At 73.9% G+C, this 19,660-nt stretch carries 15 protein-coding genes and 1 pseudogene; 11 read left to right on the forward strand and 5 right to left on the reverse strand.

Going from position 1 to position 19,660, the window contains the following annotated elements:
• Positions 1-63: 63 nt before the first annotated feature.
• The 3 genes and pseudogenes from FIV43_RS15800 to FIV43_RS15810 all read left to right on the forward strand — a co-directional run bounded on the left by FIV43_RS15800 (position 64) and on the right by FIV43_RS15810 (position 4,945).
• Positions 64-2,009: pseudogene (locus FIV43_RS15800) on the forward strand (oxidoreductase).
• A 112-nt stretch (positions 2,010-2,121) separates the two neighbouring features.
• A complete protein-coding gene (locus FIV43_RS15805; RefSeq protein WP_141014903.1) occupies positions 2,122-3,687 on the forward strand; it encodes a hypothetical protein in 1,566 nt (521 codons plus the stop codon).
• 103 nt (positions 3,688-3,790) lie between these two features.
• Positions 3,791-4,945, forward strand: a complete 1,155-nt coding sequence (locus FIV43_RS15810) for an aminotransferase class I/II-fold pyridoxal phosphate-dependent enzyme (RefSeq protein ID WP_141014904.1) — start codon at positions 3,791-3,793, stop codon at positions 4,943-4,945.
• 127 nt (positions 4,946-5,072) lie between these two features.
• Here the strand turns inward: FIV43_RS15810 and FIV43_RS15815 are convergent, their stop codons facing one another.
• Positions 5,073-6,434 carry a GH1 family beta-glucosidase gene (locus FIV43_RS15815; protein ID WP_231123445.1) on the reverse strand — a complete coding sequence of 454 codons (1,362 nt, stop codon included), beginning with the start codon at positions 6,432-6,434 and terminating at the stop codon, positions 5,073-5,075.
• 81 nt (positions 6,435-6,515) lie between these two features.
• Here FIV43_RS15815 and FIV43_RS15820 point away from each other — a divergent pair, with 81 nt between their 5' ends.
• A complete protein-coding gene (locus FIV43_RS15820) occupies positions 6,516-7,226 on the forward strand; it encodes a pirin family protein (RefSeq protein ID WP_181407534.1) in 711 nt (236 codons plus the stop codon).
• Between the two features lie 182 nt (positions 7,227-7,408).
• On the opposite strand, the gene FIV43_RS15825 is transcribed toward FIV43_RS15820, so the two are convergent.
• Both FIV43_RS15825 and FIV43_RS15830 read right to left on the reverse strand, forming a co-directional pair.
• A complete protein-coding gene (locus tag FIV43_RS15825) occupies positions 7,409-8,329 on the reverse strand; it encodes a diacylglycerol/lipid kinase family protein (protein WP_141014907.1) in 921 nt (306 codons plus the stop codon).
• Entirely contained in the window at positions 8,326-10,026 is a 1,701-nt protein-coding gene (locus FIV43_RS15830; RefSeq protein WP_231123446.1) for an FAD-binding oxidoreductase, read from the reverse strand. Before FIV43_RS15830 ends, FIV43_RS15825 begins: the two co-directional genes overlap by 4 nt.
• 17 nt (positions 10,027-10,043) lie before the next feature.
• On the opposite strand from FIV43_RS15830, the gene FIV43_RS15835 reads away from it, so the two are divergent.
• From FIV43_RS15835 to FIV43_RS15850, 5 genes are all read left to right on the forward strand, one after another.
• Positions 10,044-10,694, forward strand: coding sequence for a TetR/AcrR family transcriptional regulator (locus tag FIV43_RS15835; protein WP_141014908.1), 651 nt, complete (start codon positions 10,044-10,046; stop codon positions 10,692-10,694).
• On the forward strand, positions 10,691-11,338 hold the full coding sequence (locus FIV43_RS22665) for an FAD-dependent oxidoreductase (RefSeq protein WP_231123447.1): 648 nt from the start codon (positions 10,691-10,693) through the stop codon (positions 11,336-11,338). Before FIV43_RS15835 ends, FIV43_RS22665 begins: the two co-directional genes overlap by 4 nt.
• The gene (locus FIV43_RS22670) at positions 11,335-12,321 is read left to right on the forward strand and encodes an FAD-dependent oxidoreductase (RefSeq protein WP_231123448.1); all 987 of its coding nucleotides are present in this window, start codon (positions 11,335-11,337) and stop codon (positions 12,319-12,321) included. Before FIV43_RS22665 ends, FIV43_RS22670 begins: the two co-directional genes overlap by 4 nt.
• Positions 12,322-12,497: 176 nt before the next feature.
• Complete coding sequence (locus FIV43_RS15845; protein WP_196780837.1) at positions 12,498-13,574, forward strand: sigma-70 family RNA polymerase sigma factor; 1,077 nt, start codon at positions 12,498-12,500, stop codon at positions 13,572-13,574.
• Entirely contained in the window at positions 13,571-14,194 is a 624-nt protein-coding gene (locus tag FIV43_RS15850; protein WP_141014909.1) for a TIGR03086 family metal-binding protein, read from the forward strand. Before FIV43_RS15845 ends, FIV43_RS15850 begins: the two co-directional genes overlap by 4 nt.
• A gap of 65 nt (positions 14,195-14,259) precedes the next feature.
• Here the strand turns inward: FIV43_RS15850 and FIV43_RS15855 are convergent, their stop codons facing one another.
• Positions 14,260-15,627, reverse strand: a complete 1,368-nt coding sequence (locus FIV43_RS15855) for an MFS transporter (protein WP_196780838.1) — start codon at positions 15,625-15,627, stop codon at positions 14,260-14,262.
• 293 nt (positions 15,628-15,920) lie between these two features.
• Here FIV43_RS15855 and FIV43_RS15860 point away from each other — a divergent pair, with 293 nt between their 5' ends.
• Together FIV43_RS15860 and FIV43_RS15865 are read left to right on the forward strand one after the other, a co-directional pair.
• On the forward strand, positions 15,921-16,439 hold the full coding sequence (locus FIV43_RS15860) for an NfeD family protein (protein ID WP_141014910.1): 519 nt from the start codon (positions 15,921-15,923) through the stop codon (positions 16,437-16,439).
• 36 nt (positions 16,440-16,475) lie between these two features.
• Positions 16,476-17,981 carry a flotillin family protein gene (locus FIV43_RS15865; RefSeq protein ID WP_141014911.1) on the forward strand — a complete coding sequence of 502 codons (1,506 nt, stop codon included), beginning with the start codon at positions 16,476-16,478 and terminating at the stop codon, positions 17,979-17,981.
• Positions 17,982-18,066: 85 nt separating this feature from the next.
• Here the strand turns inward: FIV43_RS15865 and FIV43_RS15870 are convergent, their stop codons facing one another.
• Complete coding sequence (locus tag FIV43_RS15870) at positions 18,067-19,524, reverse strand: NAD-dependent succinate-semialdehyde dehydrogenase (RefSeq protein ID WP_141014912.1); 1,458 nt, start codon at positions 19,522-19,524, stop codon at positions 18,067-18,069.
• Positions 19,525-19,660: the final 136 nt, after the last annotated feature.

Raw genomic sequence — 19,660 nt, forward strand, 5'->3', positions numbered from 1 at the left:
CACCTGCTGGAGCCGCTCACCGTCGGCTCGCTGACCCTGCGCAACCGCACGGTGATGGGCAGCATGCACACCGGCCTGGACGACCACTGGTGGGACCTGCCCAAGCTCGCCGCCTTCTACGCCGAGCGCGCCCGCGGCGGAGCCGGGCTGATCGTGACCGGCGGGTTCTCCCCCGACGTGCGCGGCTGGCTGAAGCCGTTCGGGTCGCAGATGTCGACCCGCCTGCACGCCGCGCGGCACCGCCAGGTCACCGACGCGGTCCACGCCGAGGGCGGAGCGATCGCGCTGCAGGTGCTGCACGCCGGCCGCTACGGCTACAGCCCGCTCAACGTCGGCGCGTCGGACCGGCAGTCGCCGATCACCCCGTTCAAGCCGAGCAGGATGTCGACCAAGGACGTCGACCGGACCGCGACCGCCTTCGCCCGCTCGGTCGCGCTCGCCCGCCGGGCCGGCTACGACGCGGTGGAGATCATGGGCTCGGAGGGCTACCTGATCAACCAGTTCCTCGCCGCCCGCACCAACGACCGCACCGACGCCTGGGGCGGTACGGCGACCGACCGGATGCGCTTCCCCGTCGAGGTCGTCCGGCGGGCCCGTGAGCTGGTCGACGCGGACTTCCCGATCGTCTACCGGATCTCGCTGCTCGACCTCGTCGAGGGCGGCCAGACCTGGGAGGAGACTGTCGAGCTCGCCGGGCTGCTGGAGGAGGCCGGGGTGAGCGTGTTCAACACCGGCATCGGCTGGCACGAGGCCCGGGTGCCGACCATCATCACCCAGGTGCCCCGCGGCGCCTGGCGCGAGCAGACCGCCCGCCTGAAGTCGGTGGTGGGCATCCCGGTCAGTGCGTCGAACCGGATCAACACCCCCGAGCTCGCCGAGGAGATCCTCGCCCACGGCGACGCCGACCTGGTCTCGATGGCCCGCCCGTTCCTGGCCGACCCCGACTTCGTGGCCAAGGCGGCCGCCGACCGGGCCGACGAGATCAACACCTGCATCGCCTGCAACCAGGCGTGCCTGGACCACACGTTCTCCAACAAACGGGCCTCCTGCCTGGTCAACCCGCGGGCCGGCCGGGAGACCACTCTGGTGCTGACCCCGACCCGGCGCCGCACCAGTCTCGCGGTGGTCGGCGCCGGACCGGCCGGGCTGGCCACCGCCGTCTCCGCCGCGGAGCGCGGCCTCGCCGTCACCCTGTTCGAGAGGTCCGCGCAGGTCGGCGGCCAGTTCCGCCTGGCGATGGCCGTGCCCGGCAAGGAGGACTTCACCGACACGCTGCGCTACTACACCCGCCGCCTCGAGGTGCTCGGCGTCGACGTCCGGCTGGGCACCGCGGCCACCGACGCCGACCTCGCCGGCTTCGACTCCGTGGTCGTGGCCACCGGCGTGCGTCCCGGGTGCCGCAGATCCCGGGCGTCGAGCACCCCCGGGTGCTCCGCTACGACGAGGTGCTCTCCGGGGCGGTCGTCCCGGGTGCCACCGTCGCCGTGATCGGGGCCGGCGGCATCGGCGTCGACGTGTCGCACTGGCTGACCCACACCGAGGGCGACCAGGAGCTCGACACCTGGAAGTCCTACTGGGGCGTCGGCGACCCGAGCCTGCACCGCGGCGGCCTCACCGAGCCCAAGCAGCGCCCGGCCGCCCGCGAGGTGACCCTGCTCCAGCGCAAGACCACCCCGATCGGCATCGGACTGGGCAAGACCTCGGGCTGGGCGCACCGGGCCGTGCTCAAGCAGTCCGGGGTGCGGCAGATCAGCGGGGCGTCGTACGACCGGATCAGCGCGGTGCTCGACGCCGACGGTCAGGACGCCGGCCTGGTCCGGCTCGAGATCACCGTGGACGGCCAGCCGCAGACGCTCGACGTGCACCACATCGTGCTGTGCTCCGGACAGGAGTCGGTCCGCGACCTGGTCGCCGACGGGCGCACCGTGATCGGGGGCGCCGACGTGGCCGCCGAGCTCGACGCCAAGCGGGCCATCTCCCAGGGCACCGAGGTCGCCGCCGCGCTCTGAGGCCGGACCCACCTCGACCCACTCGCACCCACGCGACCTCCCCTCGGCCCGACGGTTATCCGGACGGCCGAGGGGGCATGGAACCTCCCACCGACGAGGCGATGGGACACCGATGAGCGACTACTGGACTGACTGGGGTCAGAACCGACGGCTGGCCGAGGCCGAGGCCGCGCTGAGCAACGAGCGTCACGCGCGCAGCCTTCTGGCCGCCCAGATGCGCCGCCAGCAGGGCGACCTGCAGGCTCAGCTGGACCGGCTCACCCGGGCGTTCGTGGCGCTGCTCGAGCACGAGGACATCCGCGCGGAGCTCTCCCAGCACACCGGTGCCGCCGACACCCGGCGCTACGCGGGCGACGTGGTGGCCTCGGTGATCGTCACCGGAAACGGACCCACGCACCAGGTCTCCGTCCCGCCCGACGTGCCCGGCTACTGGCTCGCCGCCGCCACTGCGGCGCTGGCCACCGCGACCGGCGCGGGTCCCGGACCGACCGGCGCCGACCTGCTGGAGGAGGCCCGACGGCGCGACGCCCGTCGTACCTCCTCCCTGCTCACCCTGGTCGACCTGCAGGCGAGGCGCGTGGAGTGGAGCCGCGGGCGGCTCGGGGAGGCGCTGGCGCTCGGGACCGAGGCGAGCGTGCTGCAGCGGCAGCTGTGGCTCGGGATCGCCGAGGAGCGTCTCGACGCCGACGCGGTGTCGACGCTCGCCGCGAGCCTGAGCGCCGCCCTCGACGCCGTCCCCGCCGCCGACGTCGACGCCGCGCTCGTGGCGGCGCTCTCCGGCCCGACCGGACCCCGGACCAGCGAGTACGACGCGCAGGTCCTGCGGCTGCGCGCCCTGGCCGGCTGTCTGCGCGGCGAGGGCGCCGGCGACCGTCGGTCCGCACCGACCCGTGGCCGGGACACCCCGGCGGAGACCGACGAGGGATCGGTCGAGCAGTCCGAGGATCCGCTCGCCACCTGCACACTCGCCCTGATCGGCCAGGGCTCACCGGCCGAGGCCGACATCCTGACCCGGATGGCCGAGGTCCGCGGCGAGCTCGGCTACGACGACTCCGCGACCCGGCGGATCGACGTCGACGCACCCGCCGGCACGGTGGCCGACCTGCTGGTCGGCGACCTCACCCGATCCACCCCGACCCCGGGCAGCGGGGCGCACGGCGTCGCACTGCGGGTGCTCACCCCGGCACTGCTGCGGGTGACCGACCAGCTCGAGGCCGAGGCGACCCGCCCGGCCCCGCGCTCGGTCGACGTACGGTTCCGGGACGACGCGGTGACGGTCACCCCGAGCGGAGCCGACGACGGGACCTGGCGCGAGCGCGCCGCCCGGACCATCCCGGACCGGTCGGTGCGCTGGACCGCGCCGACCGCGGCCGCGTGCCTGGTCGTCGCGGTGGTGTGCGGCGGACTCGGCTTCGGAAACGGTGCGTGGTTCCTCCTCGCCGCGCTCGCCCTCGGTGCGGCCGGCGGTGTGCTCTACACCCGCTCCAGCATCCGGCAGGACGTCGCCGCCTCCCGGCGCCACGCGGTGGCCCGTTGGGAGCGCGAGATCGACCGCACCGCCGAGCAGCTGCGCAGCACCCAGGAGACCCAGGCGGCCGCCGCGACCTCCGCGGTGAGCACCGCGGCCGCGATCCGCGGGGTGCTCGCGCCACGGGTCGGCGAGCCTGCCCGGGGGTGAGCCGGCCCTCCGGGCGCCACGATCCTGCAGCGGTCCTCTAGGCGTGTCTCCTCAGTCCCCGCCTGCTGCGCGGACTTGGGAGACACGCCCTAGCCTCGGTGGTGTGCTGCGCGACCTGACTGACACCGAGGCCCGACGAGCCCTGCCCTGCAAGTGGGGCCAGGTGCCCGACGATGTGCTGCCGGCCTGGGTGGCCGAGATGGACTACGCACCGGCGCCGGTGGTGACCGAGGCCGTCGCCGAGGCCGTCGCCGCCGGGATGACCGGATACCCCGACTTCGCCCTCGGCGGGCCGCTCGGCGACGCCTACGCCGGGTTCGCCGCACGCCACTTCGGGCACAGCGTCGACCCGACCGGCGTGATCCCCGTCGTCGACGTCACCGCCGGGGTCCGGCTGGCGCTGGACGCGCTCAGCGAGGAGGCGCCGGTGGTGATGACGCTGCCGGGGTATCCGCCGCTGATCAGCATCGCCGAGGTGACCGGCCGCAAGCGGCTGGACCTCGAGGTGGACCCGGACGCGACCCGCGCCGAGCTCGACCTGGACCGACTCGACGACCTGCTCGACCCCGCCGGTGGCGGCGCCCGCACGGTGCTGCTGACCAACCCGCACAACCCGTGGGGCCGAGCGTTCACCCGGGCCGAACTCGAGGGCCTGCGCGACGTCGTCCTCCGACGCGGTGCGCGGGTGGTGGCCGACGAGATCCACGCGCCTCTGGTGCTGCCGGGCGGGCCGCGGCACACGCCGTACCTCTCCCTGCCGGGGACGGCCGGGCATGCGGTGGCCGTGGTGGCGGCCTCGAAGGCGTTCAACACCGCCGGGCTGCGATGCGCCCAGCTCGTCGCCGGCGACCCGGCGACCCGCGACACGTTGCGGGCGGTGCCGGCGGCCCGCAACGACTCCTGGTCCCCGCTGGGCGTGGTCGCGGCGGTGGCCGCCTACACCGAGGGCGACCCGTGGCTGGCCGCGCTGATCGAGCGCCTGGACGCGCAGCGCAGCCTGCTCGCCGAGCTGCTCGCCACCCACCTGCCACGGGCGCGGATGCGGCCGCTGGAGGCGACGTACCTGGCCTGGCTGGACCTGCGCGCGTACGGCGTCGACGACCCCGCCGCGCGGATCCTGGAGCGGGGGCGTGCCCGGCTGGCCCCCGGGCACGACTACCACCCCGGGCTGACCGGACACGTGCGGCTCAACATCGCCACCTCACCGGAGCGGCTGACCGAGGTCGTGCGGCGGATGGCGACCGGGCTCACCTCCTGAGCCGAGCCGATGCCGGTGGTCGCCGTGGTCGCCGTGGTCGGCGCGCCCCATTCGGATTGGTCGGGAATTCGCCCGGATCCCAGCCATTCGGCATGGGGCGCGCGAGCACCCCGGCCACCGCGGACCGTCAGCCGTGCAGGGCGGCGTGCTCTGCGATCAGCCGCGCGTACCAGTCGAACGAGCGCTTCGGCGTCCGCTCCAGGGTGTCGAAGTCGACGTGCACCAGCCCGAACCGCTGCTGGTAGCCGTCTGCCCATTCGAAGTTGTCCATCAGCGACCACGTGTAGTACCCGCGTACGTCGACCCCGCGCTCGATCGCCTCTGCCACCGCGGTGAGGTGGGCGTCGAGGTAGTCGATGCGGTCCTGGTCGTCGACGACCCCGTCGGCGTCCGGGCCCACGTTGTAGGCGCAACCGGACTCGGTGATCCAGAACGGCGGCAGCGCCGCCCGGTAGCGGGCGCGGAACATGATCAGCCACTCCCGCAGCGCGTCGGGCACCACCGGCCAGCCGAAGTCGGTGGTCGGGTAGCCGAGCACGTCGAAGAACCGGAACGGTACGCCGTCGTCGCCGTCGGACTCCGGTGCCGCCCCGATCCGCATCGGGTTGTAGTAGTTGACGCCGTAGAAGTCGAGCGGTTGCCGGATGGTGGCCAGGTCGCCGTCCTGGACCACCTCCTCGAGCAGCGGTTCGAGGTCCGCCGGATAGCGACCCAGCAGCATCGGCTCGGCGTAGAGCCCGTTCCACAGCGCGTCGAACAGCTTGGACGCCCCGACGTCGGCCGGGTCGTCGGAGGCGGGCCAGATCGGTGCGTGATTGTTGGCGCAGCCCACGCTGGTGGCACCGGCCCGGCGCAGCTCGATCGCGGCGCGGCCGTGCGCCAGCAGCTGGTGGTGGGAGACCACCACGCTGTCGAAGAGCAGCGTGCGTCCGGGAGCGAACTGTCCGATCCCGTAGCCGAGCATGCTGGTCACGTTCGGCTCGTTGATCGGGATCCAGTGCTCGACGCGGTCGGCCAGCCGGTCGCCGACGATGCCGGCGTACTCGGCGAACCGGTCCACGGTGTCGCGGTTGATCCAGCCGCCCTGGTCCTCGAGGGCCTGCGGCAGGTCCCAGTGGTACAGCGTGGCCATCGGCTGCTGCCCGGCCGCGAGCAGCCGGTCGACCAGTCGGTCGTAGAAGTCCAGCCCGGCGGCGTTGACAGGGCCGCTGCCGGTCGGCTGGATCCGGGGCCAGGAGATCGAGAAGCGGTAGCCACCGGTCCCCAGCCGGCGCATCAGCTCCACGTCCTCCCCCACCCGGTGGTAGTGGTCGCAGGCGACGGCACCGCTCGATCCGTCGGCGATGACGCCCTCCCGGGCGCAGAAGGTGTCCCAGATGCTCGGGCCCCGGCCGTCGTCGGTGACCGCCCCCTCGATCTGGTACGCCGCAGTGCTGGTGCCGAAGCGGAACCCGGCCGGCAGTCGCGCGGCCAATGGGGATGGGGTCACCGGGACACCTTCCCACGCGGGCGGCGCCACGGGGCGGGGTTGCCCGATCAACACTCCGGTCCGGCGGGCACAATCGGAGCCGTGAGTGCGGAGATCAGGCGCGGCGACAGACGGTTCACCGAGCGGGAGCCGGGACGGCTGACCCGCCACGCGTTCTCGTTCGGCTCCCACTACGACCCGGACCGGCTCGCGTTCGGGCCGCTGGTCTGCCACGACGACCACCTGCTCGGGGCGGGTCGCGGCTTCGCGGAGCACCCGCACTCGGCCCTGGACATCGTGACCTGGGTGGTCTCCGGCGAGGTGCGCCACGTCGACGGTCTGGGCAACGAGGTCGTGCTCGGCGCCGGCGCCTGCGGGGTGCTGCACGCCGGCAGCGGGGTGCGGCACAGCGAGCTCGCCGGCGACGGGGCGGCCCGGTTCGTGCAGACCTGGCTCACCGCCGACGACGCCACCTCCCCCGCCTACGCGCACCACACCCCGCAGCTGGCCGCCGGTGCCGGGCTGGTCAGGCTCGCCGGCGCCGCCGACCGCGCGGGTGAGCGGCCCGGCGGGGACGGCCTGCCGCTGACCGTCGCCGGAGCCGCCTACGACATCGCGCGGCTCGACGCCGGCGAGACCCTCACCCTGCCGGCCGGGCCGCGGGTCCACGCGTTCGTGGCGACCGGTGCGCTGCTGCGCTCCTCGCTGGCCGAGCCGCTGCAGGCCGGCGATGCCTTCGCGCTGGTCGACGAGGCCGAGCACGAGGTGACCGCGGCGGTGCCGACCGACCTGCTGGTGTGGTCGTTCGCCTGAGGGTGGAGCCACCGATTCGCCGCGTAGCGAGCGGCTCCAGACGGGTGCCCCGGCAAGGCGGAGCGCCGAAGGCGGGCCGGAGGCCCGTCGAGGTGCGACAACGCCGTCCGGGGCGCCCGGATGGGGTCGCGCAGTAGCGGGGAATCGGTGGATCCAGGCTGGGCCTGGACCCGCCGCCGACCTCAGCCGAGCACCCGCAGCGCACCGGGCCTGATCGCCACCTCCAGCGGCGGCACACCGGCCCGGGCCAGGTCGGCGAGCGGCTCGCCGTCGGCGCCGACCGGAGCGGAGGCGCCGCCGGACAGCGTGCCGGAGAGCCGCACCCGGCTGCCCCGCAGCACGTGCACCTCGTCGAGGTCCACGTGGCGGCCGTCGTACACCTGGGGCAGGGCGCGGACCAGCGCCGCGCGGCCGGCGGCCTCGATGACCACGACGTCGAGCTCGCCGTCGTCGACGGCGGCGAGCGGGGCGATCCGCATCCCCTTGCCGTAGTAGCCGGAGTTGGCCACCACCACGGTGGCGGCGCGGTGCTCGCTGACGACCCCGTCGAGCTCGACGCGGATGTCGACCGGGCGGTAGGTGGCGAGCGCGGCGACCGCGGCGACCGGGTACTGCAACCGGGTGGGCAGCCACCGGGACCGGTCCACGATCGCGGCGGCGCGGGCATCGACCCCGGTGTAGACCGATCCCGCCACGGCCCTGGTGCCGGTGGCGTCGGTGACCTCGAGCAGGTCGACGGCGCGCGGCCGGCCGACGCGCAGCAGCTCCACCAGCGCCGCGGACTCCATGGGCGTGCCCAGCTCGCGGGCGAAGTCGTTGCCGCGACCCGCCGGCACCACGCCGAGCACCCCACCGGCGTCGGCGACCGGGCCGGCCACCGAGGACAGCATCCCGTCGCCGCCGACCGAGACCACCACCGCGCCCCGCGCGACCGCGGCAGCGACGAGCTCGGGGACCTCGTCGGCGGTGGAGGTGTAGCGCACCTCGACGTCGCTGCCCGCCTCGCGCAGCGCCCGCGCCAGCGGTACGACGACGCGAGGTCCCGCGCCGCCGCCGGCGACCGGGTTGACCAGGAAGCAGAACGACCTCGCGGGCGCGGTCACGGGATCAGCACGCCCGGGTTCAGGATGCCGGCGGGGTCGAGCGCCTGCTTCAGCGCGCGCAGCGCGGTGACCCCGACCTCCCCGATCTCGTCGACCAGGTAGGGCTTGTGGTCGGTGCCGATCGCGTGGTGGTGGGTGATAGAGGCGCCGGTGGCCACGATCGCCGCGCACGCGGCCGCCTTGGCGGGCAGCCACCGCTCGAGTGGGGCGTTGTGAGTGCCGGTGTTGTGGGCGCCGGTGTTGTGGGCGCCGGTGTCGGTGTCGCCGGTGTTGTGACTGGCTGTGCCGCCGGGTGTGGCGACGGTGAAGTAGAGCGAGCAGCCGGTCGGGTAGACGTGCGAGACGTGGCAGAGGACGAGGGTGCCCTCGCCGAGCTCGGCGGTCAGCGCCTCCTTCACGGCGGTGTAGAGCCGGTCGCGGTTGGACCAGAAGGTGGCGGTCTCCAGGGTCTCGACCAGCACTCCGGCGTCGAGCAGCCCGTCGCGCAGGTACGGCGCGTCGAACCGGCCGTGCGCCCACGACTCACCGGGCTCTGTCCCGAGCTGCGCACCGCCGGCGGCGGCGAGCACGTCGGTGACCGCGCGCTGCTTGGCGGCGACCGCGGCGGCGGTGCCCTCGTAGCCGACGATCATCAGGCACCCGGTGCTGCCGGCCTCCTCGCCGCCGACGGACTCGGGGTCGGCGAGGTTGATCGCGGTCTCGGCCTCGTCGGAGAGCCGCAGCACCGTCGGCAGCAGGTCGGACTGGGCGAGCTGTCGCATCGCCTCGGAGCCGGTGGCGAAGTCGGGCCACCGCCACCCTTCGTAGACCTTGACCTCCGGGAGGGGCCGGACCCGCACGGTGACCTCGGTGATCACGCCGAGCGTCCCCTCCGAGCCGAGGAAGAGCTGGCGCAGGTCGGGCCCGGCGGCGTTGGCCGGAGCGGTGCCGAGCCGGACCTCGCCGGCGGGCGTGGCCACCCGGAGGCCGACCACCATCGCGTCGAACCGGCCGTAGCCGGCGCTGGACTGCCCCGAGGACCGGGTCGCCGCGAAGCCGCCGATCGAGGCGAACTGGAACGACTGCGGGTAGTGCCCGAGCATCATCCCGCGCTCGGCGAGCAGCGCCTCGGCCTCTGGCCCCCGGAGGCCGGGCTCCAGGGTGGCTGTGGCGGAGACCGGGTCGAGGGCGAGCAGGCGCCGCAGCCGACCCAGGTCGAGGGAGACCACGCCGGCCAGGTCGCCGCGCTCGGCGACCAGGCCGCCGGTGACACAGGTCCCGCCGCCGAAGGGGACCACCGCGATCCGGTGCTCCGCGCAGTAGCCGAGCACCGCGACGACCTGGTCGTGATCCGCGGGTCGCAGCACCACGTCGGGAGCGTCGGCGAGGTCCCCCTCGCGCTGCCGGAGCAGGTCGGGCGTCGACTTGCCACGGGTACGACGCCGCCGGAGGTCGTCGTCGAGGAGCACGTGGTCCTCGCCGACCAGGCCGCGCAACGCGACGAGGTGATAGGGCGCCAGGTCCGGTGCGGGGAGGTCGACCCGGTCGCGGGCCGGGGTGTCGTGGTGGCCGAAGACCAGGTCGACCAGGCCCCGGGTCGCCGCGGGCAGCGGGCCGGCCGCGGCGGGGTCGCCCCAGCGGGTGGGCGGCATCTCGGGCTGCAGGTCGCCGGGCGTGACGGAGGCGGGGACGGGAGGCACGGGAGACGCGGCGGTCATGCGTTACACTGTGACATATGCCGTCACTTCGTCACAACCAAGCCACCGGCGGCGAGCAGCCCGGATCGGACACCGCGGCCCCCTCGCCCCGGGACGGCTACCTCGACGCGGCGCGGGCGTGCATCCTCGACGTCGGCTGGCGGCGCACCACGCTGACCGAGGTGGCCCGCCGCTCGGGCGTCTCCCGGATGACGATCTATCGGGCCTGGCCCGACATGCAGACGCTGCTGGGCGACCTGATGACCCGGGAGTGGACCGAGCTGGTCACCGCCGGCGCCGGCCCACTGTCCGCCGCCGACCCTGCCACCACCTCGCCGCCGTCGCCGCAGACCGTCGCCGCGGCCGTCACCAGCACCGTCGAGGCACTGCGGGACAACGAGCTCTTCACCCGGATCGTCGAGCTCGACCCCGAGCTGATCCTGCCCTACCTGCTGAGCCGCCGCGGCCGCTCGCAGGAGGCGGTGCTCGACGCGCTGGGCGCCGTGATCGCCGCCGGTCAGCGCGCCGGCACCCTCCGCGCGGGCGACGCCACCGCGATCGCCCGCGGACTGGTGCTCTCCGCCCACGGGTTCGTGCTCTCCGCTCAGACGATGACCGACGACGACCTCGACCTGACCGCGCTGCTCGCCGAGCTGCACGCGGTCGTGGTGCGGAGCCTGGCGCCATGACGCTCCCCCGGATCGCCCCCGGTCTGGCCGACCTGCCCGATCGCGTCGACGTACTGGTGGTGGGGGTGGGGGTGACCGGCGCCGGGGTGGCCCTCGACGCCGCCTCACGCGGCCTGTCGGTGCTCGCCGTCGACGCCCACGACCTCGCCTTCGGCACGTCGCGTTGGTCGTCCAAGCTGGTGCACGGCGGGCTGCGCTACCTGGCGAACGGACAGCTCGGTGTCGCCCACGAGAGCGCCGTCGAGCGGGGCATCCTGATGGAGGTCACCGCTCCGCACCTGACCCACGCCCTGCCCAGCGTGATCCCGCTCGCCGCATCGGTCACCCGCACCCAGGGCACCCTCGCGCACGCCGGGCTGTGGGCCGGCGACCTGCTGCGCCGCTCCGCCCGCACCAGCTCCACCACCCTCCCCGCCCCGCGGCGGCTGACCGCGACCGAGGTGAACCGGCTGGCGCCCGGCCTGCGCACCGACGGTCTGCGCGGCGCTCTGCTCGGCTGGGACGGCCAGCTCGAGGACGACGCCCGCCTGGTCGTCACGATCGCCCGGACCGCGACGCAGCACGGAGCGCAGGTCCGCACCCGCGCGCGGGTGGTCTCGATGAACGCCGACCTCGAGGGGGACGCGCCGGGGGTGCGCTGGTGACGCTGCGGGACGAGACCGCCGCCGGCGGCACCCGGCAGGTGCGGGCCCGCGCGGTGGTCAACGCGTCGGGCGTGTGGGCCGGCGACGTCGACCCGACGATCCGGCTGCGGCCCTCCCGCGGCACGCACCTGGTGCTCGGCCCGGAGACGTTGCCTGGACTCGAGGTCGCGGTGTTCGCGCCGATCCCCGGCGAGACCAATCGGTTCGTGATGGTGCTGCCGCAGCCCGACGGTCGTCGCTTCGTCGGACTCACCGACGAGCCGGTCAGCGGGCCGGTGCCCGACGTACCGCACCCGACCGAGGTGGAGATCGGCTTCCTGCTCGACGTGGTCTCCGCATCGTTCTCCCGGTCGCTGCGACGCTCCGACGTGATCGGCGCGTTCGCCGGGCTGCGGCCGCTGCTCGACACCGGCGAGGACGGCTCCACCGCCGACCTGTCCCGCCGGCACGCGGTCGTGCCCGGTCCGCACAGCACGATCACGGTGGTCGGAGGCAAGCTCACCACCTACCGACGGATGGCCGAGGACGCCGTCGACGCGGTCCTCGCCGCCACCGACCTCCCCGCCGACCCGTGCCGCACGGCCACGCTTCCCCTGGCCGGGGCGGCGCCACGCGACCGGCTGGCTCGGCTGGTCGAGGCGGCCGGGTCGGCCGGGTCGGCTGGGTCGGCCGGGTCGGTCGGGTCGGCCGGGGAGGTTCGGCTGGTGCGACGCTTCGGGGCGGACGCGCCGTACGTGCTCGATGCGGCGGGAGGCGCCACCGGCTGGACGGAGGCGGACCTGCTCGCCCCGATCGCCGAGGGACTGCCGGTGACCACCGCGGAGCTGGTCTTCGGCGTCACCCACGAAGGCGCCCACGACGTGGGGGACCTGCTCGACCGACGGACCCGGGTGGGTCTGGTGCCCGCCGAGCGGGAGCGGGCGGTGGGGGCTGCCGAGCGGGTGCTGGGCCTCGGGCTCGGGGCTGCGGGTTTCACCGGCTGACCGGGGAAACCCGCGGACCTGTCGGCCGAAACCCGCACGACACGCCGATGGCGCACGGCGTGTCGTGCGGGTTTCCCCGGCTGACCGGTGAAACCCGCACCCGCCACCGATGAGTTTCTCCCTCGCCCCCGGTCGTCCCCTTCAGGCAGACTGACCGAGGGCCAAGGGAGCCGGCGATGGGAACGATGGTGACCGAGCAGGACGTAGCGACCACGGACACGTCGGGCGTGCCCGCCGAGCTGGCCGACTTCGACACCTTGACCGGCCGCTACCAGCGCGAGCTGATGGCGCACTGCTACCGGATGAGCGGGTCCGTGCACGAGGCGGAGGACCTGGTCCAGGAGACGTTCCTGCGCGCCTGGAAGGCGTCCAGCAAGTTCGAGGGACGCTCCTCGGTGCGCACCTGGCTCTACCGGATCGCCACCAACGTGTGCCTGACCAACCTCGAGGGCCGGCCACGCCGTCCCCTCCCCGCCGGACTCGGTACGGCGGACTCCGTGGTCAGCGAGGAGCTGGAGACCGACCACGAGGTGCCGTGGCTGGAGCCGGTCCCGGACGCGGCCGTCGAGGTCGCCGAGCGGGACACGATCCGGCTGGCCTTCGTCGCCGCCCTGCAGCACCTGCCGGCGCGGCAGCGGGCGGTGCTGATCCTGCGCGACGTACTGCGCTGGAGCGCCGCGGAGACGGCGGCCGCGCTGGACACCAGCACGGCCGCGGTGAACTCCGCGCTGCAGCGCGCCCACGCCACGATGAGCGAACGGCAGCTGACCCCCGACAGCGTGCAGGCCGACCTGGAGCCGGCCCAGCAGCAGATGCTCGACGCCTACCTGCGAGCGTTCTGGGCCAAGGACATCGACACCATCGTCGGCCTGCTGACCTACGACGCCACCTGGGACATGCCGCCGTTCCTCAACTGGTACAACGGCGCCTCCACCATCGGCGACCTGATCGGCACCAAGTGCCCCGGCGGCAGCAACGACATGCCGATGGTGCCGGCCTGGGCCAACGGCCAGCCCGCGTTCGGCCTCTACATGCGGCAGCCCGAGGGACACTTCACGCCGTTCCAGTTCCAGGTGCTCCGGATGGTCGGCGACCCGGCCGCGCCGAAGGTCGCCCACGTCACCGCCTTCTTCGGCGACCACATCTTCCGCCGGTTCGGCCTGCCGGCCACGCTGCCGGCGGACTTCGAGCCCGACTTCAACCCCTCGGCGTTCTTCGCCGGCACAGCCGCCTCCGGGAGCGACCAGGGATGACCACGCCACCGCCGGCCCTCGGCCCGGCGGTGGACACGGGGAGCGCTGTCGAGCTCCTCGAGCGCGCCCTGGCCTACACCTGTGGCGCCCTCGCCACCGTCGCCCCGGCCCATCTCGACCGACCGACCCCGTGCCGGGCGTGGCTGCTGCGGGACCTGCTGGCCCACATGGAGGACTGCCTCGACGCGTTCACCGAGGGCGCCGCCGGCAGCGTCGACAGCCGCCCGGGGGTCCCGAGCGGTGAGGCCGACGTCCTCGCCGCGCTACGGGTGAAGGCGCACCGGCTGCTCGGCGCCTGGACCCTGGTGTGCTCGCCGCTGAGCACCGGCGCGCGGACGGTCAGCTTCGGCACGCACGCCCTTCCGCAGTCCGATGTCGCGGCGCTCGCGGCGGTCGAGATCGCCGTGCACGGGTGGGATGTCGCGACCAGCACCGCCGCCGACGTACCCATGCCGCCGGCGCTGGCGACCGACCTCGAGCCGTGGGCGCGCTGGCTGGTGGTCAACGACCTGCAGGCCGACTCCGTGGGCCAGCCCCGCCTGTTCGCCCCGCCGCGGCCCGGCTCCGCCACCGCCGACCCGGTACGACGCCTGGTCGGCCTCCTGGGCCGCCCGACCTGACCGCCCGACCTGACCCGCCCCGAGGCCCGCCCTCCAGCCCGAGCCCGACGCCTGGAGGACCAGGCTCAGCCGTCCCCGGCCACCCGTCCGGGGTCGTCCCGCAGCGGGTGGGCGATCTCGTCGGCCGGCATCCTCGCCGCCCAGATCGCGATCACCGCGATCACCACCGGCACCAGGGCCGCCACGGTGAACGTGGTGGTCAGACCGATCAGGTCCGCCACCGGCCCGGCCAGTGCCATCGAGACCGGCATCAGGCTGATCGAGACGAAGAAGTCGAGCGAGGCGACCCGGCCCAGCAGGTGCGGCGGCACCCGCCGCTGCAGCAGGGTCCCCCAGATCACCATCGGGGCGGAGAAGAGCGCTCCGGTGACCAGCGCCGCGACCGCCATCTGCCACACCGCGGTGGCGTGCCCGATCACCAGGAACGGCAGGCAGCCGACACCCCACAGCAGGTTCATCCAGGTCAGGTAGCGCCGCGGCATCGGCAGCGAGGCCATCACGAACGACCCGATCGCGCCACCGATCCCGAACGCCGCCAGCACCAGCGCGTGGTCACCGGCGTCGCCGCCCAGCCCGTCCTTGATCAGGAACGGGACCAGCACCTCCAGCGGCCCCATCAGCACCAGGATGAACAGCGAGGCGAAGAGCAGCGTGGCCAGCAGCCAGGGCGTGCGCACCATGTAGCCGAAGCCCTCCCGGACGTCGCCCACCGCGGTGCCCAGGGCGGCACGCACCCCGCGCGGTCGGGTCTCGTCGGGGTTCGCCTCGCGGCGTACCGCGGTCAGCGGGACCAGGGTGAGCACCAGGAGCCCCAGGCCGGTGACCACCGCGGCGACGGCGAGCGCCGCCGAGGAGGACGCGTAGCCGACCACGGCGCCGGCCAGTGCCGGCCCGGCGGCCTGCCCGACCGTGGGTCGCACCATCCCCTCGAACCCGTTGACCGCCATCAGGTCCTCCTCGGGGACCAGGGCGGGCAGCCAGGCGGAGTAGGCCGGGTAGTAGAACGCCATCGCGGCGCCGATGCCGAAGGCGACCACGCCGAGGTGCCACAGCTCGGCCCGGTCGGTCCAGGAGAGCACCGCGGCGGTGGACATGCCGACCACCTCGACGCTGGCCACGGCGATCAGGATCAGCTTCTGCGGGACCCGGTCGGCGACCACGCCCCCGAGCAGTGCCGGCAGCAGCACGCCCACCGCGCTCGCGGTGGAGACCAGGGAGAGCTGGCTGGCGCCGCCGCCGATCCGGATCACCTCCCAGACCAGCGCCACCGCCCACACCCCGGCCGCGAAGGTGGTCAGCGTCATCGCGATGCCGAGTTGTCGGTAGCCGACGTGCCGGAACGGTCGCAGCGCGCGCGGCAGTCGCCGCGCCGGCGGCATCGGCCGTTCGGGCAGCTCGGGGTGGCTGGGGTCGGTGATCAGCTGGTCGGTCATGGGGTCCTCGACCGCCCAGTCTGCCGTCCGCCGCCGACGACGGCACCCGCGTTCCACCCCGGAGGGCACGGACGACGGGATGGTTCGTGGCGGTGACGGTGGACGTGGGGGTGGGGGCGTCGCGGCATGCGCCCAGCAGACAATCTCAAGTTCACTTGAAGTCAACCGCGCCGTCCGTCCCAGCTCCCGAGACGGACGGGCCGCGCGGGTTTCGTCGTACCCGTCCTGGACAGGGTCCACCCGTCGTCCCGGCGCCGAGCAGTGGCTCCGGAGCCCGCCCGTGAAAGCAGCCCGTGACCCCCTTCCTCGCTCTCGGCCTCGCCGGCCTGGTGCTGGTCCTCCTCTCCCTGGTGATCGGCGACCTCCTCGACGGAGCCCTCGAAGGTCTCTTCGACGCCCTCGAGGCCGACTGGATCTCCACCGCGGTGATCGGCGGCTTCGTCTCCGCGTTCGGGTTCGGCGCCGCTGCGGTCGACGCCACCGGCGCACCGTGGCCGGCCGCGATCGGCGTCGGCGCGGTCAGCGGGCTGGTGGTCGGCTGGTTCGCCTGGTGGCTGACCCGCCTGCTCAAGGACGGTCCCAGCGACGGCACCGTCACCATCGCCGACACCGTCGGCCAGCTCGCCGACGTGGTCACCCCGATCCCGGAGCAGGGGTACGGCGTGATCCGCGTCCGGATCGGCGGCCACACGCTGACCTACAACGCCTCGGCGTCCGGGATGCCGATCGAGGCCGGGCGTCAGGTCAACGTCACCGGCGTGCTGTCCCCCACCGCGGTCCAGGTCAACGCGGTCTGGACCCCCGACGCCTGACTCCCCGCACCACCCCGCCACCGAAGAAGGAGACCGATGTCGTCCGAAGTCCTGATCCCGATCCTCGGGATCGTCGTCCTGCTCATCCTGCTGGTGCTCCTGGTGACCAGCCGCTACAAGGTGGCCGGGCCGAACCACGCCTTCATCGTCACCGGGCGCAAGGGCAAGGCGGTGGTCAATCCCGAGACCGGTGAGCTGACCACCGACCTGTCCGGCCAGAAGGTCGTCCTCGGCGGCGGCGTCTTCGTGATCCCGTTCGTGCAGAAGCTGGCCACGATGGACCTCTCCAGCCGGCGGATCTCGGTGCAGATCCGGGGCGCCGTCTCGGGCCAGGGCATCAAGCTCAACCTCGACGGCGTGGCGATCGTCAAGGTCGGCGGCAACGCCGACCAGATCCGCCTCGCCGGCCAGCGCTTCCTCTCCCAGCAGGACGAGATCGAGCCGTTCACCCAGGAGGTGCTCGCCGGCGCCCTCCGCTCCATCGTGGGCGGCCTGACCGTGGAGCAGATCATCCGCGACCGGGCGGCGTTCGCCCAGCGGGTCGCCGACGAGTCCGAGACCTCGCTGACCGGCCAGGGGCTGCTGCTCGACACCTTCCAGATCCAGGACGTCACCGACGACGGCACCTACCTCGCCGACCTGGGCCGACCCGAGGCGGCCCGGATCCAGCAGGCCGCCTCGATCGCCGAGGCCGAGTCCCGGCGGGCCGCCGAGCAGGCCAGGATCGCGGCCGAGGAGGAGATCGCGGTCGCTCAGCGGGCACTCGCGCTGCGCCAGGCCGAGATCAAGTCCGAGACCGACGCGGCGACCGCGCAGGCCTCGGCCGCGGGTCCGCTGGCCCAGGCCGAGCGGGACCAGGCGATCCTGGAGGAGCAGGAGAGGGTGGCAGTGAAGCGCGCCGCGCTGACCGAGCGGGACCTGGAGACCCAGGTCCGCAAGCCCGCCGACGCCGAGCGCTACCGGGTCGAGCAGGAGGCGGAGGCGCGTCGTACCGCCGAGATCGCGGCGGCGGACGCGCGCAAGGCCTCCTCGATCGCCGCAGCGCAGGCGAATGCGGAGGAGGCCCGGCTGACCGGTGAGGCGGAGAAGGCCCGCCGGTCGGCGCTGGCCGAGGCCGAGGCGATCGAGGGGCAGCGGCGCGGTGAGGCCGAGAAGGCACGCCGGGTGGCCGAGGCCGAGGCGGTCCGGGCCGAGGGTGAGGCGCAGGCCGCCGCCACCCTCGCCGTCGGCCACGCCGAGGCGGAGGCGATGGACAAGCGCGCCGAGGCATTCGCGAACTACAACGACGCCGCCGTGCTGCAGATGCTGATCGAGGTGCTCCCCCAGATCGCCAAGGAGGTGGCCGCCCCGATCAGCGCCATCGACCAGCTCACCGTGCTGTCCACCGACGGCGCCGGTGCCCTGCCCAAGCAGGTCAACGACAACGTCACCCAGACCCTGCAGATGCTGAAGACCTCGACCGGCCTGGACCTGCAGCAGCTGCTGCACAAGTCCGTCGAGAAGACCGCCATCGGAGGCGGCGAGGGGGCCGCCTCCGCCTGACGCCGTTCGCAGCAGCCGCTCGGAAGGGGCGGGCTCAGTCTGGTGTCACCGATGCTCGGCGTAGCCGAGATCGGTGGATCCGGGCTCAGCCCGCCGGCAGTGCGACGTACGTCGTCTCCAGGTACTCCTCGATCCCCTCGAACCCACCTTCGCGGCCGAAGCCGGAGGCCTTCATCCCGCCGAACGGGGCGGCGGGGTTGGAGACCAGCCCACTGTTGAGACCGAGCATCCCGAACTCCAACCGCTCGGCCAGCCGGATGGTCCGGGCCAGGTCGCGGGTGTAGGCGTAGGAGGCGAGACCGTACTCGGTGTCGTTGGCCGCGGCGATCGCCTCCTCCTCGGTCTCGAAGGTGGTGATCGGGGCGACCGGGCCGAAGATCTCGTTGCGCACCACCTCGGCGTCGGCCGGCACGTCGACCAGCACGGTCGGCGGGTAGTAGAAGCCCTCACCCTCGATCGCGGATGCGCCGGTCAGGGCGCGGGCGCCGCGCTGCAGGGCGTCGTCGACGAGCTCGGTGACCGAGGTGACCGCCTTCTCGTCGATCAGCGGCCCCACGTCGACCCCCTCGTCCTGACCCCGACCGACGGTCAGCGCCGCCATCCGCTCGGCCAGCTTGGCGCCGAACTCCTCGGCGACCGAGGCCTCCACCAGGAACCGGTTGGCCGAGGTGCAGGCCTCGCCCATGTTGCGCATCTTCGCGATCATCGCGCCGTCGACGGCGGCGTCGAGGTCGGCGTCGGCGAAGACCAGGAACGGGGCGTTGCCACCCAGCTCCATGCTGACCCGCTGCAGCTGGTCGGCGGACTGGCGCACGATCACCCTGCCGATCCCGGTGGAGCCGGTGAAGCTGACCTTGCGCAGCCGCGGGTCGGCCTGGAGGGTCTCGCTCATCCCGCCGGAGTCGGAGGTGGTGACGACGTTGAGGACACCGTCGGGCAGGCCCGCCTCACCGAGCAGGTCGGCCAGGGCGAGCATGGTCAGCGGGGTCTGCCCGGCGGGCTTCACCACCATCGTGCAGCCCGCCGCGATCGCCGGGCCGATCTTGCGGGTGCCCATCGCGAGCGGGAAGTTCCACGGAGTGATGAACAGGCAGGGGCCGACCGGCTTGCGCACGGTCAGCAGCCGGCTGTTCCCCGCAGGCGCGTTCATCCAGCGGCCGTGGATGCGCACCGCCTCCTCGGCGAACCAGCGGAAGAACTCGGAACCGTAGGTGACCTCGCCGGCCGCCTCGGCGACCGGCTTGCCCATCTCCAGGCTCATCAGGCGGGCGAAGTCGTCGGAGCGCTCGGTGATCAGGTCGAACGCCCGGCGCAGGATCTCCCCGCGCTCGCGCGGCGCGGTGGCGGCCCAGTCGGCCTGCGCCGCGACGGCCGCGTCGAGCGCGGAGCGGGCGTCGTCCAGGGTGCCGTCCGCGACGTCGGTCAGCACCGAGCCGTCGGCCGGGTCGATCACGTCGAACCGTCCGCCACCGCTCGCCTCGCGCCAGGTCCCACCCACGAGGAGGCGACGGCGGTCGGCGGACACCAGGTCGAATTCGCTCATGGCCTCACTCTGGCACTCCTCGACAACCCTGGGCAGGGGTCGCCCGGACCCGTGGCGACCCGCCCGCTCCGCCTGTGCGGATCGCCCCATGCAGACCGTCTGAAATTTCCCTCAACCCGGGGCTACCAAAATCCGT

The organism is Nocardioides sambongensis (assembly GCF_006494815.1).
Classification (GTDB): Bacteria; Actinomycetota; Actinomycetes; order Propionibacteriales; family Nocardioidaceae; genus Nocardioides; species Nocardioides sambongensis.